Origin of the sequence: Rhodococcus sp. AQ5-07, from assembly GCF_009707305.1 — a bacterium.
In the GTDB taxonomy this organism is placed as follows: domain Bacteria; phylum Actinomycetota; class Actinomycetes; order Mycobacteriales; family Mycobacteriaceae; genus Rhodococcus_F; species Rhodococcus_F erythropolis.
The window spans coordinates 1132081-1147296 of the sequence record NZ_CP046099.1 but is presented as its reverse complement, the minus strand read 5'-3'; the positions used below and the strand labels follow the sequence as shown (position 1 = coordinate 1147296).

Genomic DNA, 15216 nt, shown 5'->3' with positions numbered 1-15216 from the left:
GGGTCACGTTCGGACCCGCCCAGCGAATCACCGCTGTGCTGCCGCTCACGTACGGAAGTTCCGGATTTCGTAGCCTAAGCTAAGCGTTGTGGCAGCTCACAAGACCGGAACCTCGGAAGCATCATCGACGTCGGATGGCGACAGCACTTCGGCGCACGGCGCGGCAATCGACACGCTCGCACTCTCGTCGGTGGCTCAGGACTACCTCAAGGTCATCTGGACGATCCAGGAGTGGTCCCACGAGCGGGTGTCCACCAAGCTCCTGTCCGAGAAGATGAACGTCTCGGCTTCGACGGTGTCCGAGGCGATCCGCAAACTCTCGGACCAGGGCCTCGTCGATCACGCCCGCTACGGTTCCATCGCTCTGACGGACAGTGGCCGCGCGGCTGCTGTGTCCATGGTCCGGCGCCACCGGTTGATCGAGACCTATCTGGTTCAGGAACTCGGCTACGGCTGGGACGAAGTCCACGACGAAGCCGAAGTCCTCGAACACGCCGTTTCCGATCTGATGATCTCGCGGATGGACGCCAAACTGGGCTTCCCCGAACGTGACCCGCACGGCGATCCCATTCCCGCCACCGATGGTTCGGTGCCGACTCCCCCGGCCCGTCAGCTCAGCGACTTCGCCAACGGCGAGCGGGGCCGCGTTGCCCGGATCTCCGATTCCGATCCCGAAATGCTTCGGTACTTCGATTCCGTCGGCGTCAGTCTCGATGTCGACATCACTGTCGAAGAACGCCGTGATTTCGCCGGAACAGTGTCCGTTCGACTCGGCGACAGCCCCGACACCATCGACCTGGGAAGCCCAGTCGCTCAAGCAATTTGGCTCGTGTAGTCGAGGCCGCTCAGAGCGGCAGACGATATCGCCGTTCTACAGGCCGGACGCCGTCGGTCCGGGTCCAGTCGGCGAGCCTCTCGTCGACGTACACCCAACCTCGACGCTCGTACAGCGCGATCGCCGGCAAAGCGTCCTCGACGACGTCGAGCACCAGTTCCAACTGACTTTCTGCTGCGAAATCCGTGACAGCGTCGAGTAGCGCACCGCTGAGGCCGTTTCCGCGGGCATGGGGATGAACGAACAATCGCGACACGGCAATCGATCCCGCGGTGGTGGGCGCGCCTGCAACCTCGCGGTCGACGGCCACATGACCGACAACACGGCCGTCGCTCTCACCGACCCACGCCTTCACCACCGTGGGCGAACTGAGCCAGCGGTGCGGGTTCTGTGGCCACGTGTTCGGATATCCGTCGCACTCGTGGACCTGTGCCAGCGCATCGACGCAACCGTCGAGGTCGCCGTCGACACGCTCGCGGACGATCACCCGCGAAGCGTCGCCGGTCGCACGACCATCACCGAACTGGCGCGTCGACCCTTCTCCTGCAGAAGCGCAATCGTGTGACCGGTGGGATCGATCGCCGCACAGATCCCCTTCATCCCGATCGGCTCGAGCCAGCGCCCCTGGCTGATCGCCTCGGCTTCCTCCGCCGTGATCTGCCGATGCGGAAAAGCCGTCTGCGCGGCCTGATCGATGTCGAGGCTCACACCCGGCTGATCCGCGAGATCTTCGAGCGTGCGCGCATGTTCGAGAGTGAACGGCCCGACGCGGGTGCGGCGCAATGCCGTCAGATGACCACCGACGCCCAATTCACGACCGAGGTCGCGTGCAAGCGAGCGGATGTATGTTCCGGAAGAGCACTCAACGTCTACATCCAGATCGACGAAGCCACCAGGGACATCTCGCCGAGCCAGAACTTCGAAAGTCGACACCGTTACCGGGCGCGGCGCCAGCTCGACGGTTTCTCCCGCACGCACCAGGGCATGTGCGCGTTGACCGTCGACCTTGATAGCGCTCACGCTTGCCGGGATCTGCTTGATGTCTCCGGTCAGCGTTGCCACGATGGCAGCGATCTCCGCGTCCGTCACCTGCGAAGCGTCTGCGGAAGTCAGGACCTCCCCTTCGGCATCGTCCGTGTCCGTCGCTGCACCGAGGCGAATGGTCGCCGAGTACGCCTTGGTTGTCAGTGCCAGGAGTCCGAGCAACTTGGTCGCACGCTCGACGCCGAGAACGAGGACGCCGGTCGCCATGGGATCAAGAGTCCCGGCATGTCCCACCTTGCGGGTGTTCAACAATTTGCGGCACCGAGCGACCACGTCGTGGCTGGTGATGCCCGCCTCTTTGTCGACAATCAGGATTCCGGCGCCGACAAGACCGGAGGAAGGCTTTTCACGAGCTGACACGTGTGCCGATTCTGCCAGTCGCGCTCACTGCACCGAAATTGCCGTCAGAATGAGCCCGTCCGACACCAACCACCTGCCGTCGAAAGAGGTGAGCGGCGGACCAGACGTCGCCTCACCGGGGACCAGCAGACGCGAGTTGAAAGTTCCGGAAGTTTCCGACTCCGCCTCGAATGTGATGTGGGCGTCCTCGAAACCCAACCAGCGCCCAGTTAGCGGAAACCACGCCTTGTACGTGGCTTCCTTCGCGCAGAAGAGCACTCGATCCCAGTGCACCGGACCGCCGGTTTCCTGAGTGTCCAGCCACGTTCGTTCCGCTTCGATGCTGACCGCGGGCAATACCCCGTCCGGCAGCGGGCCGTGCGGCTCGGCGTCGATACCGAGTGAGCGGACCTGCATGGAGTACGCCAGGACAGCGCCGCGGTAGCCGTCGCAATGGGCGAGGCTTCCGACTACTCCCTGCGGCCAGAGTGGGGCACCACGCTCGCCGCGCATGACAGCGGCAGACGGAACACCGAGCTTGCCCATCGCCTGACGCGCGAGGTGCCGGGTAGTCACGAACTCGCGACGGCGCTTCTCGACCGCGCGGCCGATCAACGCCTCCTCACTGGGGTGCGGAACCAGACCGGGCGGATCCACGAAGGCCTCGGCCGTCGCAACTCCACCGGGAAGAATCTGTTCGATCACGTAGCGATACCTCTCAGCGTCCGGCGCGCATGCGCTCGACTTCGGCTTCCTGCTCCGGCGTGACCTTGAAGTGGCCACCCCACTTGTTGAGCGTTCCCGGCGGGTACTCCGGAACGGGAAGAATCTGACGCAACAACTTCTCCGGCAGTCCACGCCGACGCCATTCGCGCGGGTACCCGAGTGATACTTCCTCGAAGCGGACGCCGTCGTAGTACGTGGTTCGAGGAATGTGCAGGTGCCCGTACACCGAGCACACCGCGTTGTACTTCACATGCCAGTCGGCGGTCGCGGTGGTTCCGCACCACAACGCGAACTCCGGATACATGAGCACGTCCGTCGGCTGCCGGACCATCGGGAAATGGTTCACCAGAACGGTTTTTGTGCCTTCGGGGAGCGCGTCCAGCCGTGCCTGGGTGTATTCGATTCTCGCCCGGCACCACGCGTCGCGCGTTGCATACGGCTGCGGCGAGAGCAGGAACTCGTCGGTGGCGACGACGTTCTTGTCCCGCGCGATCTCGAGCCCGTGTTCCTTGTCTCGCGCGCCTTCCGGCAGGAAGGAGTAGTCGTAGAGAAGGAACATCGGGACGACCGTGACCGGGCCCTCGTCTCCCTCCCACACCGGGAACGGGTCCTCGGGCGTGATGACGTCAAGTTCGCGGCACATGTTGACCAGGTACTCGTACCGCGGCGCTCCGTGAATCTGAACCGGATCCTTGGCGGTCGTCCACAGTTCGTGGTTGCCCGGAATCCAGATGACCTTTGCGAATCGGCTGCGAAGGAGCTTCAACGCCCACCGAATGTCGTCAGTTTTCTCGGAAACATCTCCGGCGAGAATGAGCCAGTCGTCAGGCGAATCCGGGAACAGTTCCTCCGTCATCGGCTTGTTGCCGTTGTGACCGACATGAATGTCGCTCACCGCCATCAGCTTTGCTGCCACGATCCCTCTGCTTCCTCAGTTGAACTTCCGCGCTTCGCCGTCGCCGGACCTGTCACTGCCCACTTGCCGGAAAACGCTCGCCACGACACCGCGACCATCCGAAGTACTACGAACACGGTAAGCCCTGCCCAAATTCCGGCCAGCCCCCAGTCGTAGGCGAGGGAGAGCCAGATCGCGGGCAGAAATCCGAGAACTGCGCAGAGCATGGTCGCGTTGCGCAGAAACACCACGTCCCCGGCGCCGAGCAGAACACCGTCGAGTGCAAACACGATTCCCGCTACCGGCATGATCGCGACGAAGAACCACCAGGCGATCGACATTTGACCGAGGACCTCGGCGTCGGACGTGAAAAGTCCGGGGATCACGGAGTGGCCCGCGGCGAAGAAGATCGCGAGTACCACGGCAAATACCGTCGACCAGGCAGTGATCCGCCAGGTCATCCTCTTCGCCGCGGCTGCGAATCCACCGCCGAGGGCAGCTCCGATGAGCGTTTGGGCGGCGATCGCCAAGGAATCGAGAAGGAGCGAAACCAGGTTCCACAGTTGGAGGACAACTTGGTGTGCACCGACTACGGCTGCGCCGAACCTCGACGCCACCGCGGCCGCCGAGACGAAACACGCTTGGAATGCGAGGCTGCGCAGGATCAGGTCACGGCCCATCAGCATCTGCGCCCGCATGATTGCAAGATGCGGTCGAGCCGAGACCGGTTCACGAAAGAGTGCCCAGGCGAACAGGACACCCGAAACGCTCTGGCCGACCAGATTCGCGACAGCTGATCCTTCGAGTTCCATCCGGGGAGCACCGAGCAAACCGTGCACGAGAATCGGGCACAACACCGCCGAAATACCCAGGCCGACAAGGACGAACCGAAGCGGTCGCACCGTGTTCTGAACCCCGCGCATCCAGCCGTTGCCGGCCAGAGCCACCAGGATGAGTGGAACACCCAATACCGCTATCCGAAGCCAACTTTCCGCAGCCGCCGCAATGTCGGGAGTCCCGGCCACCGCCGAAGTCAGCGGGCCCGCGATCACCTGCACGATCACTACCAAGGCCAAGCCGATCGCGGCCGCCAGCCAGGTCGCCTGAACACCCTCGCCCACCGCGTCGCGCTCGCGGCCCGCCCCGTGCAGCCGTGCGGCGCGCGCCGTCGTGCCGTACGACAAGAAGGTCAGCTGCGTACTCACCAACGACAGGATCAGACCACCGACTGCCAATCCGGCCAGCGGAAGCGCCCCGAGTCGGCCGACCACGGCGATGTCGAACAACAGATAGAGGGGTTCGGCCGCCAGTACCCCGAGCGCCGGAAACGCCAGGGAAAAGATTCGACGCCCAGTGACGTCGAAATCAGCTGCCGAAGATCCCGCCGAGGTGGCGTCAGATTCGCTCAATGCCGCGGATTCAGCCGAGTGCCGCGACGAGCGCGGCAACAATCTCGTCGCTGGAAGTGGTCGACGTATATCCGGCCGACAGCCGGTGCCCGCCGCCACCAAGACTTTCAGCGACCGCCGACACGTCGATCGCCGACTTTGCACGCAACGAGATCGACCAGCTTCCGGAAACCGACTCTTTGAGTACTGCGGCAACTTCGGCTTCCGAAGTAGTTCGCACGATATCGACGACGCTCTCGATCTCCTCGGAGCGAAGATCGCCGATGTCACTGCGTCGGATCACCGCGTACACCAGCCCACGGCCGTCCGCGGCTTCCGGGACCAGCACCGCGGACCCGAGTACCGAAGCCAGCATCGGCAACCACCCGAACGGATGGGTGTCGAGCAGCTTTCGCGCAATCGCGTCGCCGTCGATGCCTGTCGCCAGCAAACGCGCCGCGAGCACGTGCGGAAGCGGACCTCCCCACCGGAAGGAGCCGGTGTCGGTGACCAGTCCGGCATAGAGACAGTGCGCGATATCGCGATCGATCGCGACTCCCCACGCATCGAAGAATCGTGCGATGAGCGCCGTCGTCGAAGCCGCGGTTTCGTCGACGACGTTGATGCTTCCGAATTCGGAATTGGAGCGATGGTGATCAAGGACGATCGTGCGATTCGCGCCGGCGAGTCGACTCGCCAACTCACCGAGGCGGCCCTCGCTGCCGACATCCACGGTCACCAGAACATCGACGCTTTCCCGAACATCGGCGGGCGCCACGAGCAAGTGAACACCAGGGAAATCAGACATCGACTCGGGCAGCGCCAACGGCCGACTGAACGCGACCTGCACCGAAATGCCCCGACGCTCGAGAACGAGACCGAGCGCAAGTCCGCTGCCGATCGTGTCCGCATCCGGCTGCACATGGCAGAGAATTGTCACCGTGTGTGCCGATTCGAGAACCTCGGCCACCTGAGCGAACTTCGCCTCGCAGGGGTCGACGTCCGAAAGTGCGGTGATCGTCATTCTCGGTGCGCGTCAGTCGGCTTCACGAACATCTGGCGACGCCTCGTCTTCGTCCGAAGCCACTCGCGGCTCCTTGTACGGATCTGCATCTCCGGCCGGCTGTGCATTCTCACGCGCCTTGGCGACCTCGTCGTCGGCGGCCTTGGCACGGGCCAGCAGTTCTTCCATATGACGCGCGGTGTCGGGAACGGTATCGGCGACAAACGTCAGAGTCGGTGTGAAGCGAACGCCAGTTCCGGCACCGACCTTCGAGCGGAGAACACCCTTGGCCTTCTCGAGTCCTGCGGCGGCGGCTTCCACATCGGGTGCGGAATCGACCTTCTCGCCCATGACTGTGTAGTACACCGTCGCGTCGTGCAGATCGTTGGTGACCTTGGTGTCCGTGATGGTCACGAATGCGAGTCGCGGATCCTTGATCTCGTGATCGATCGCGGTCGCGACGATGGTTCCGATACGCTTTGCCAACTTGCGTGCCCGGGCTGGATCTACCATGACTGTCAGTCTCCTCTACCTGGCCACTCGAATCGAGGTGACTCGATCGATCAAAGTTCTGGTTAACAAGAATTATTACCGACAACAGTCTCGTCCATCGGCTACCCGGCAACCAAATCACCATCGGTAGAGGTCTTCGGCCACAAGCCACCGTGCACATCGAGCGTGAGTACAGACACCGTCACACTTGGTCCCCTGGACGCCGAATCCCTTGCCGACCAACTCGATTCGGTACGCCGTCCGGAAGAGTGGCTCAGCGACACAGATCGGTGACACTCAGTCTTCCGGGCCGAAGATTCGCCTTCGCACAGCCAGCAACTGAATCTCCGGACGCTCGGCGACCGCTCGCTCACAATGATCGAGAACATCGTGCAGGTGATCGACGGACGAACTGACCACACCGACGCCCACGAGCGCACGACGCAGGCGTCCCTGCTCCCCCGCCTCCGCTGCACTCACGCCGAATCGACGGAGTTCCGTCAGGATCGGCGACAGCATCGAACGCTTTTCCTTGAGTGAGTGGACATCGCCGAAAAGAATGTCGAACTCCAGTGCCCCTACAAACATTTTCCCCCTAGACAGAGCCGAATGGACTCTTCCGGACTTGTATGTTCAAGTCCGGAAGAGTCCATGTCAGCTAGTACTCACGTGCGTCCGCCCCAACGCCCGTGTCGACATAATCAGTCGCGCGGCTTCTCGCGAAGCTCGTAGCACTCGAGAACGTCACCGATCTTGATATCGGAATAGGTGACGGTCAAACCACATTCGTAGCCTTCGCGAACCTCGGTAGCGTCTTCCTTCTCCCGCTTGAGCGAGGAGATGGTGACCGTCTCGGCGATGACCTTGCTGTCGCGGATGAGACGTGCCTTGGCGTTGCGACGGATGCTGCCCGACGTGACCAAGCAACCGGCAATGTTGCCGATCTTGGACGAACGGAACATGGCGCGGATCTCTGCCTTGCCCAGCTCGACCTCTTCGTACACCGGCTTGAGCAGACCCTTGAGTGCCTTTTCGACCTCGTCGATGGCCTGGTAGATCACCGAGTAGTAGCGAATGTCGACGCCCTCGCGGTTCGCCAGCTCCGTTGCCTTGCCTTCGGCGCGGACGTTGAAGCCGATGATGATCGCGTTGGACGCAGCAGCCAGGTTGACGTTGGTCTCCGTGATGCCACCGACACCGCGGTCGATGACGCGCAACTGCACCTCGTCGTCGATCGGAATTCCGAGGAGAGCCTCTTCGAGGGCCTCCACGGTTCCCGAGTTGTCACCCTTGAGGATCAAGTTCAGCTGTGAATGTTCCTTCAGAGCTGCATCGAGATCGTCGAGGCTGATGCGCTTACGACTCTTCGCTGCAAGCGCGTTGCGCTTACGTGCGTTGCGACGGTCCGCGATCTGACGAGCGATACGGTCCTCGTCGACCACGAGCAGGTTGTCGCCTGCACCGGGGACCGACGTGAAGCCGATGACCTGGACCGGACGTGAAGGCAGTGCCTCGTGGACGTCCTGACCGTGCTCGTCCACCATGCGGCGGACGCGGCCGTAAGCATCGCCGGCAACGATCGAGTCGCCGACCCGCAGCGTTCCGCGCTGGATGAGCACGGTAGCGACGGGGCCGCGGCCACGGTCGAGGTGCGCCTCGATGGCAACACCCTGAGCGTCCATGTCCGGGTTGGCGCGCAGATCCAGGGAAGCGTCCGCCGTCAACAGCACTGCTTCGAGCAGTGCGTCGATGTTGAGACCCTGCTTCGCCGAGATGTCGACGAACATGGTGTCTCCACCGTATTCCTCGGCCACCAGTCCGTACTCGGTGAGCTGCTGCCGGATCTTGTCCGGGTTCGCGCCTTCCTTGTCGATCTTGTTCACCGCGACCACGATCGGCACGTCGGCCGCCTGGGCGTGGTTGATCGCTTCCACCGTCTGCGGCATGACGCCGTCGTCGGCTGCGACAACAAGGATCGCGAGGTCGGTGGCCTTGGCACCACGAGCACGCATGGCCGTGAAGGCCTCGTGACCCGGGGTGTCGATGAACGTCACGAGACGCTCGTTGCCCTCGAGCTCGGTCAGCACCTGGTAGGCACCGATGTGCTGCGTGATGCCGCCGGCTTCGCCCTCACGGACATTCGCCTTACGGATCACGTCGAGCAGACGGGTCTTACCGTGGTCGACGTGGCCCATGACGGTGACCACAGGCGGACGGGACTCGAGGTCCTCTTCTCCGCCGGCGTCCTCGCCGTAGGTGAGGTCGAAGCTGTCGAGCAGCTCGCGGTCCTCGTCCTCCGGGCTGACGACCTGCACGACGTAGTTCATTTCGCCGCCGAGCAGCTCCAGCGTCTCGTCGTTGACCGACTGAGTTGCCGTGACCATCTCACCGAGGTTGAACAACGCCTGCACGAGTGCTGCGGGGTTCGCATCGATCTTGTCCGCGAAGTCCGACAGCGATGCGCCGCGAGCGAGACGGATGGTCTCACCGTTGCCGCGTGGCAGCCTGACGCCGCCGACTGCGGGAGCCTGCATGCTTTCGTACTCGGCGCGCTTCGCCCGCTTCGACTTACGTCCACGGCGAACTGCTCCGCCGGGACGACCGAATGCACCTGCCGCTGCGCCGCGCTGACCGGGACGGCCACCGCCGCCGGGACGACCGCGGAATCCACCGGCCGGAGCTGCTCCACCGGGAGCACCTGCACCAGCACCGGCGCCGGGAGCGCCGCCGCCGCGGTATCCACCGCCGCCGCCCGGACGACCACCGGGAGCGCCACCGGGACGACCCGGACGTCCGCCGCCACCGGGCGCGGGACGAGCGGAACGAGCAGGCATTGCACCCGGGTTCGGGCGAGGAGGCATGGAGCCGGGGCTGGGACGGGGTCCGCCCTGACCTGCAGGCGGACGAGGTCCACCCTGGCCGGGAGCCGGACGGGGACCGCCCTGACCCGGAGCCGGACGAGGTCCACCCTGGCCGGGAGCCGGACGGGGACCGCCCTGACCCGGAGCCGGACGAGAACCGCCCTGGCCTGCACCCGGACGCGGTGCGCCGGGAGCCGGACGGGGTGCCGGACGCTCGGCGGGTGCCGAGGAGTACGGGTTGTTACCGACGCGAGGTGCCTTCGGTCCCGGACGCGGTCCGCCGGGCTTTGCGCCGGTAGACGGTGCCGCCGGAGCCGCGGGGGCTGCCGGTGCCGATGCTGCGGGAGCAGCCGGAGCCGGGCGTGCCGGCTGTGCCGGCTTCGGAGCGTTGAACGTCGGGGTGGGGACCGGCGCCGACGGTGCTGCCGGAGCAGCGGCTGCGGGAGCCGCGGGGGCTGCCGGTGCCGGAGCTGCGGGAGCAGCCGGTGCGGGTGCGGCCGGCTTGGGGCCGGGACGCGGGCCACCGGGCTTTGCAGCTGACGGCGACGGTGCGCCGGGCTTTGCCGCGGGGCGAGCCGCCGGAGCGGCTGCGCCGGTCTCGGACTTGGTTTCTGCTCCGCCTGCCGACGGGAATGACTCCCGCAGACGACGGGCGACGGGCGCCTCCACTGTGGATGACGCAGACTTCACGAACTCGCCTTGCTCCTTGAGCGTTGCGAGTAGTTCCTTGCTGGTGACACCGAGTTCTTTAGCCAACTCGTGCACGCGGGCCTTGCCTGCCACTGCTCTCCTCACTGATGAGGTCGAGCAGGAGGCATCCCACAGATGTGGGTCCCGCACGACCTCGGGTTATCGCCGATGGACGTTCATCGTTGGTGCTTCACGGTGTGCTCATGAGTGCTTGTGCCTGTTCTTCTCGAGAGGTACTGCTTTTGTGTGAACTGCGTCGACCAGCTGGTCGACAGCGGACGTGTCCAGATTTCCGGACACTCGCAGTGCTCTGCTGAATGCTCGGCGCCGCTCTGCCAGGCTCAGACAACTCGGATCCAGGTGCAGCCATGCACCTCGACCGGGGAGTCTTCGCGATACGTCGGGGACGAGCGGGGAACCCTCCGGCCCCTGCTCACCAACCACGACCCTCAACAGATCGACAGCCGACCCTTGTTCCCTGCACCCCACACACGTTCTGACCGGCGAACCGGGTTTCACGCGCGCAGAATCCGAGGACTCACGTCGAACCATTGTCCACTCTACCGCCGAACCGTCTCGATCACTGCATTCCACCGTTATCCGTTGGACGTGGCGGGCCGGTCGGACGCATCGCCAACGGGTGCCGCATCGCTCCGAATGTCGATACGCCAACCCGTCAACCGTGCAGCCAGGCGGGCATTTTGACCCTCTTTTCCGATGGCCAACGAAAGCTGGAAATCGGGCACGATGACACGGGCCGCACGAGCCTCGGGATCGACGACAGTGACGGAGACCACTTTCGACGGGGAAAGTGCGTTGCCCACAAACGTTGCGGGATCTTCGTCGAAGTCGATGATGTCGATCTTCTCCCCCGCAAGTTCGCTCATGACGTTGCGTACGCGCTGACCCATCGGGCCGATGCATGCACCCTTTGCGTTCAGCCCCTGCACGCGTGAGGCAACGGCGATCTTGGAACGGTGTCCCGCTTCGCGCGCGACGTTGATGATCTCGACGCTGCCGTCCGCGATCTCCGGAACCTCGAGTGCGAACAACTTGCGAACCAGGTTCGGATGGGTCCGCGAGAGGGTGATCTGGGGGCCACGGGCGCCGCGAGCAACCCCGACGACGTAGCACTTGATGCGCTCGCCGTGTTCGTAGTTCTCGCCGGGAACCTGTTCTGCGGGCGGCAACAATCCTTCGGCGCCATTGGATTCGCTGCCGATTCGAACGACGACCATCCCGCGAGAGTTTGCACGCGTGTCGCGCTGAATGACACCGCCGACGATTTCGCCCTCATGGGTGGAGAACTCACCGAAACTGCGCTCGTGCTCGGCGTCGCGCAAACGCTGCAGGATGACCTGGCGTGCGGTGGTCGCCGCGATTCGACCGAATCCTTCGGGAGTGTCGTCCCACTCCTCGCCGATCATGTTGCCGTCGGCATCGGTGTCGTGTGCCATCACTCGCACCGAACCGGTCTTGATGTTGACATCGATCCGAGCGTTCTGCTTGTGCCCCTCGGTGTGGCGGTACGCCGTCAGCAGCGCGGTCTGGATCGTGGCGATCACAGTTTCGATCGAAACGCCCTTTTCGGCTTCGATCGCTCGCAACGCTGCAATGTCGATATTCACTTGTCGAACCCTTCTTCGTTTTCTACGTCTTCTAATTCTGCTTCGTCGTCTTCGACACTGTCCACGCCCGAGTCATCGGTGAGGTCAACCGCATCCGAGGGAACTGCGCGCCCCTCCGGGATGCCGCCCGCGAGTTCCAACTCCGCCTCACTGGGCTTCGAGAACTCCACCTGAACTACGGCCTTCTGAACGTCGCCCAGTGCAATCTCGCGCACGGTCAGTCCGCCACGGCCACCGATGACAACCGCCACGGAATCGTCGTTCAACGTTCCGATACGGCCGACCACTGTCTCGCCGGCCAGATCGATACGCGCTTTGCGTCCACGAGCTCGACGCCAGTGACGCTCGAGTGTCAGTGGACGATCGATTCCCGGGGAGGTCACCTCGAGGGTGTACGGCGTTTCACCGATTTCCTCGAGGCTGTCGAAAAGTTCCGAAACGAGTCTGCTGATCTCTGCGGCGGCATCGAGTTCGATCCCGGCATCGCTGTCGACCATGATGCGCACCGCGCTGTGCTTGCCCGCACTGGTCACGACAACGTCTTCGACGTCGTAACCCTGGGCGTGCACGAGTTCGGAGATCAGCTCGATCACCCTCTCCCTGGATGGCACCGGCATCTCGCGAACTCCTCATTTCAGTTGTCGTCGATTGTCCGACTTGTGTCGACTGTCGACGTGGGCGGCTGCGAGCATGAAAAGACACCAGGTGCCTCATGCTGCAAGCATCCAAGAGTACCGCTCATTACGCGTCTCCGTGACCAGAGTGCCCGACGCACGTCACACTTGAACACGTGCCGCGGATTCGAACGATCGGCCGACCACCTGGCACGATGGACTGGTGCTGACGCCCATGACTACTACCCCACTCTCCCGGCGGAGTGCGCTCAAGATGACGGGAACCGCAGCAGCGTTGGGCGCTGCAGCCTTCTCGTTGTCCGCCTGCACCGACAACGGCACAGCGGAGGCGGCTGCAGAAGTCGACCAGTTGACGGCCCAGGCCGAGCGAGCTCGCTCCGACGCGGCAGCCGCAACCGCCGCCATCGCTCTTGCGCCGGACAAGTCGGCATCACTGACCACGATCAGCGCCGAACGCACAGCGCATGCACTCGAACTCGACGCCGAGATTGCGCGAGCAGCGGGCGGCGGCGCTACGACCACTGCGCCGCCGTCGACCTCGGTCGCAAACGCTCCGACGGGCGTTGACACCTTGAGGACCTCGCTTAACGATTCGGCGCGCAGTGCCGCGGATCTCGCTCGCACGATGTCCGGCTATCGCGCGGGCTTGCTCGGTTCGATCAGCGCGTCGTGCTCGACCCAGGTTGCGGTGTTGCTTCCATGATCACTTCGCGCACCCGTCGAACCGAGAGTTCTGCCTTGCTGACCGCAATCGAATCAGAGAATGCCGCGATCTTCGCTTACGGAGTGGTTGCCGCGTTTTCGAATCCTGCCCGTGTCAACGAAGTTGCCACACATACAGCCGCGCACCGCGCGCGACGTGATGCGCTGGTTGCCCTGTCGACCGACGCAGGCGAGACCCCGCCGACAGCCGCGGCAGCCTACGAGATCCCGTTCCCGGTGACGGACGCCGTTACCGCGGCACAACTGGCAGCACAGATCGAATCCGACACCGCCGTGACCTACCGGGCATTCGTCGAACAGGTCGATACCGACCAACTCCGCACGTTCGGAATCGACGGCCTGACCGATGCGGCAATCCGCGGCGCCGGATGGCGGTCCGCGCTGGGAACCGCTCCGGCCACCTCAGCGTTCCCAGGGGAACCGGCTTCGTAAACTGCTGTGCGCCTTTATTAACCGCCGGCGGTTAATAAAGGCGCACAGCAGTGGCTCAGGCCTTGCGATGCGAGGGCACGAACCAAGCCGCAACCACGGCCACCAACACGAAGCAACCGCCGACGCGCAGTGCAGGTGTCAGCGCATCTCCGTAGCCCAGCGGCGTGAGCGCGCCACCAGCGGCAAGGAAGACTGCGGTGAGAACCGCGATTCCCAGCGCAACACCGATCTCGCGAAGCGTCGAGTTGGTCGAACTGGCCGTTCCGTGATCAGGCTCGTCCATGTCGACGAGGACAGCCGTCGAACTCGGCGCGAAGGTCAGGCCCATGCCGATGCCCGCCATCAGTAGCGCCGGAACCAGCGAACCGTACGTCACGTCGGGACCGATCAACGCGGCCAACCAGAACAATGCTCCGGCCTGGAGCAGCAGACCGGTCAGCAGAAGTGAACGGAGCCCGACCTTCGGCGCCAGAAAACCGGCGAGAGGAGCGAAGATCATCGGCGCCGCCGTCCACGGAAGCGTCCGCAGGCCTGCTTGGAACGGGCTGTAGCCCATCACGATCTGGAGGTACTGCGACAGCAGGAACACCGCTCCGAAGATCCCGATCGAGAAGGTCAAGCAGATGACGTTCGCCATCGAGAAGCTGCGTGAACGGAACAGACGTAGTGGCATGACCGGATGTGACGTCTTCATCTCGCGAAGAACGAACAGCGCCAACGCGACTGCGGAACCGACCAACGACGCAACCACTCCAAGCGATCCCCAGCCGTCGTCGTTGCCGTGAACGATCCCCCACACCGCCAGAAACACACCGAGTCCGGCGAGTGCGACACCGGGAAGGTCGAGAGGTTGTGTGCGACCGGTCGATTCACGCAACGCATACAACGCGAGAGGAACGGCAACGATCGCAACCGGCACGTTGATCCAGAAGATCCCCTGCCACGAGAACCCGTCGACTACCGCTCCACCGACCACGGGACCCATCGCGATTCCCAGTCCGGAGACGCCACCCCAGACACCGATTGCCATGGCGCGCTTGGCTTCCGGTACGGCTGCGACGAGGAGGGTCAGCGAGAGCGGCATGATCGCGGCTGCGCCCGCGCCTTGAAATGCCCGGGCCGCAATCAGCAGGGCGGGAGTTGTCGACAGCGCAGAAGCGATCGATGCAGCCGTGAACAGCCCGATTCCGAACACGAACATCCGGCGGCGTCCCCACCGATCGCCGAGCGTCGTCGCCGAAAGCATCAGCGTCGCAAAGCAGAGCGTGTACGCATTCATGAACCATTGGAGCTGCCCGACGGACGCGTTCAGTTCCTTCTCGATCACCGGCAGCGCGCTCGTCATCACGAGGTTGTCGAGGGTAGCCATGAACATGGGCAGAGAAGCAGCAACCATCGCTATCGCGATCGGAACCTTACGTCCTCCACTGTTTTCCGACCCGGATGCGGCGTCCGATCCGGACTTCGTCAAAACGGTCATCGTGATTCCTCGATGTGAAGGTGCCTTAAGGCATCAATTGATTAC

The 15216-nt window shown here is 63.9% G+C and carries 16 protein-coding genes; 3 read left to right on the top strand and 13 right to left on the bottom strand.

Going from position 1 to position 15216, the window contains the following annotated elements; all coding sequences use genetic code 11:
- The first annotated feature begins 88 nt into the window (after positions 1 to 88).
- Positions 89 to 835, top strand: coding sequence for a metal-dependent transcriptional regulator (locus GJB56_RS05410; RefSeq protein ID WP_019748070.1), 747 nt, complete (start codon positions 89 to 91; stop codon positions 833 to 835).
- Positions 836 to 845: 10 nt separating this feature from the next.
- Here GJB56_RS05410 and GJB56_RS05405 read toward each other — a convergent pair whose 3' ends face one another.
- The 12 genes from GJB56_RS05405 to rimP form a co-directional block, all read right to left on the bottom strand.
- Positions 846 to 1322, bottom strand: coding sequence for a GNAT family N-acetyltransferase (locus GJB56_RS05405; RefSeq protein ID WP_047889313.1), 477 nt, complete (start codon positions 1320 to 1322; stop codon positions 846 to 848).
- On the bottom strand, positions 1319 to 2239 hold the full coding sequence (gene truB, locus GJB56_RS05400) for a tRNA pseudouridine(55) synthase TruB (RefSeq protein ID WP_020907442.1): 921 nt from the start codon (positions 2237 to 2239) through the stop codon (positions 1319 to 1321). Before truB ends, GJB56_RS05405 begins: the two co-directional genes overlap by 4 nt.
- A gap of 24 nt (positions 2240 to 2263) precedes the next feature.
- Positions 2264 to 2923: a 4'-phosphopantetheinyl transferase family protein gene (locus GJB56_RS05395; RefSeq protein WP_003942126.1), complete on the bottom strand. Its 660-nt coding sequence runs from the start codon at positions 2921 to 2923 to the stop codon at positions 2264 to 2266.
- 13 nt (positions 2924 to 2936) lie between these two features.
- On the bottom strand, positions 2937 to 3860 hold the full coding sequence (locus GJB56_RS05390; protein ID WP_003942180.1) for a metallophosphoesterase family protein: 924 nt from the start codon (positions 3858 to 3860) through the stop codon (positions 2937 to 2939).
- Positions 3845 to 5248, bottom strand: coding sequence for an MATE family efflux transporter (locus GJB56_RS05385; protein WP_020969403.1), 1404 nt, complete (start codon positions 5246 to 5248; stop codon positions 3845 to 3847). Before GJB56_RS05385 ends, GJB56_RS05390 begins: the two co-directional genes overlap by 16 nt.
- 10 nt (positions 5249 to 5258) lie before the next feature.
- The gene (locus tag GJB56_RS05380; RefSeq protein ID WP_020969402.1) at positions 5259 to 6251 is read right to left on the bottom strand and encodes a DHH family phosphoesterase; all 993 of its coding nucleotides are present in this window, start codon (positions 6249 to 6251) and stop codon (positions 5259 to 5261) included.
- A 12-nt stretch (positions 6252 to 6263) separates the two neighbouring features.
- Entirely contained in the window at positions 6264 to 6743 is a 480-nt protein-coding gene (gene rbfA / locus GJB56_RS05375) for a 30S ribosome-binding factor RbfA (protein WP_003942248.1), read from the bottom strand.
- 276 nt (positions 6744 to 7019) lie between these two features.
- Positions 7020 to 7310 (bottom strand): DUF503 domain-containing protein, encoded by a 291-nt coding sequence (locus GJB56_RS05370; protein WP_003942205.1) that lies wholly within the window; start codon positions 7308 to 7310, stop codon positions 7020 to 7022.
- Between the two features lie 113 nt (positions 7311 to 7423).
- Complete coding sequence (gene infB, locus GJB56_RS05365) at positions 7424 to 10366, bottom strand: translation initiation factor IF-2 (protein ID WP_046378423.1); 2943 nt, start codon at positions 10364 to 10366, stop codon at positions 7424 to 7426.
- A gap of 108 nt (positions 10367 to 10474) precedes the next feature.
- Positions 10475 to 10825 carry a YlxR family protein gene (locus GJB56_RS05360; RefSeq protein WP_019748063.1) on the bottom strand — a complete coding sequence of 117 codons (351 nt, stop codon included), beginning with the start codon at positions 10823 to 10825 and terminating at the stop codon, positions 10475 to 10477.
- A gap of 44 nt (positions 10826 to 10869) precedes the next feature.
- On the bottom strand, positions 10870 to 11901 hold the full coding sequence (gene nusA, locus GJB56_RS05355) for a transcription termination factor NusA (protein WP_003942738.1): 1032 nt from the start codon (positions 11899 to 11901) through the stop codon (positions 10870 to 10872).
- On the bottom strand, positions 11898 to 12518 hold the full coding sequence (gene rimP / locus GJB56_RS05350) for a ribosome maturation factor RimP (RefSeq protein WP_020907437.1): 621 nt from the start codon (positions 12516 to 12518) through the stop codon (positions 11898 to 11900). Before rimP ends, nusA begins: the two co-directional genes overlap by 4 nt.
- A 271-nt stretch (positions 12519 to 12789) precedes the next feature.
- Between rimP and GJB56_RS05345 the strand changes: the two genes are divergently transcribed.
- Entirely contained in the window at positions 12790 to 13239 is a 450-nt protein-coding gene (locus tag GJB56_RS05345) for a hypothetical protein (RefSeq protein ID WP_019748061.1), read from the top strand.
- On the top strand, positions 13236 to 13691 hold the full coding sequence (locus GJB56_RS05340) for a ferritin-like domain-containing protein (protein WP_113682929.1): 456 nt from the start codon (positions 13236 to 13238) through the stop codon (positions 13689 to 13691). Before GJB56_RS05345 ends, GJB56_RS05340 begins: the two co-directional genes overlap by 4 nt.
- 55 nt (positions 13692 to 13746) lie before the next feature.
- Here the strand turns inward: GJB56_RS05340 and GJB56_RS05335 are convergent, their stop codons facing one another.
- Positions 13747 to 15171: an MFS transporter gene (locus GJB56_RS05335; protein WP_113682930.1), complete on the bottom strand. Its 1425-nt coding sequence runs from the start codon at positions 15169 to 15171 to the stop codon at positions 13747 to 13749.
- Between the last annotated feature and the right edge of the window lie 45 nt (positions 15172 to 15216).

Excerpts from the sequence above, each read along its gene's own strand:
- GJB56_RS05380 (WP_020969402.1), bottom strand. The coding sequence starts at position 6,251 with ATGACGATCACCGCACTTTCGGACGTCGACCCCTGCGAGGCGAAGTTC.
- rbfA (WP_003942248.1), bottom strand. The coding sequence starts at position 6,743 with ATGGTAGATCCAGCCCGGGCACGCAAGTTGGCAAAGCGTATCGGAACC.
- GJB56_RS05370 (WP_003942205.1), bottom strand. The coding sequence starts at position 7,310 with ATGTTTGTAGGGGCACTGGAGTTCGACATTCTTTTCGGCGATGTCCAC.
- GJB56_RS05360 (WP_019748063.1), bottom strand. The coding sequence starts at position 10,825 with ATGGTTCGACGTGAGTCCTCGGATTCTGCGCGCGTGAAACCCGGTTCG.
- rimP (WP_020907437.1), bottom strand. The coding sequence starts at position 12,518 with ATGCCGGTGCCATCCAGGGAGAGGGTGATCGAGCTGATCTCCGAACTC.
- GJB56_RS05345 (WP_019748061.1), top strand. The coding sequence starts at position 12,790 with ATGACGGGAACCGCAGCAGCGTTGGGCGCTGCAGCCTTCTCGTTGTCC.
- GJB56_RS05340 (WP_113682929.1), top strand. The coding sequence starts at position 13,236 with ATGATCACTTCGCGCACCCGTCGAACCGAGAGTTCTGCCTTGCTGACC.
- GJB56_RS05335 (WP_113682930.1), bottom strand. The coding sequence starts at position 15,171 with ATGACCGTTTTGACGAAGTCCGGATCGGACGCCGCATCCGGGTCGGAA.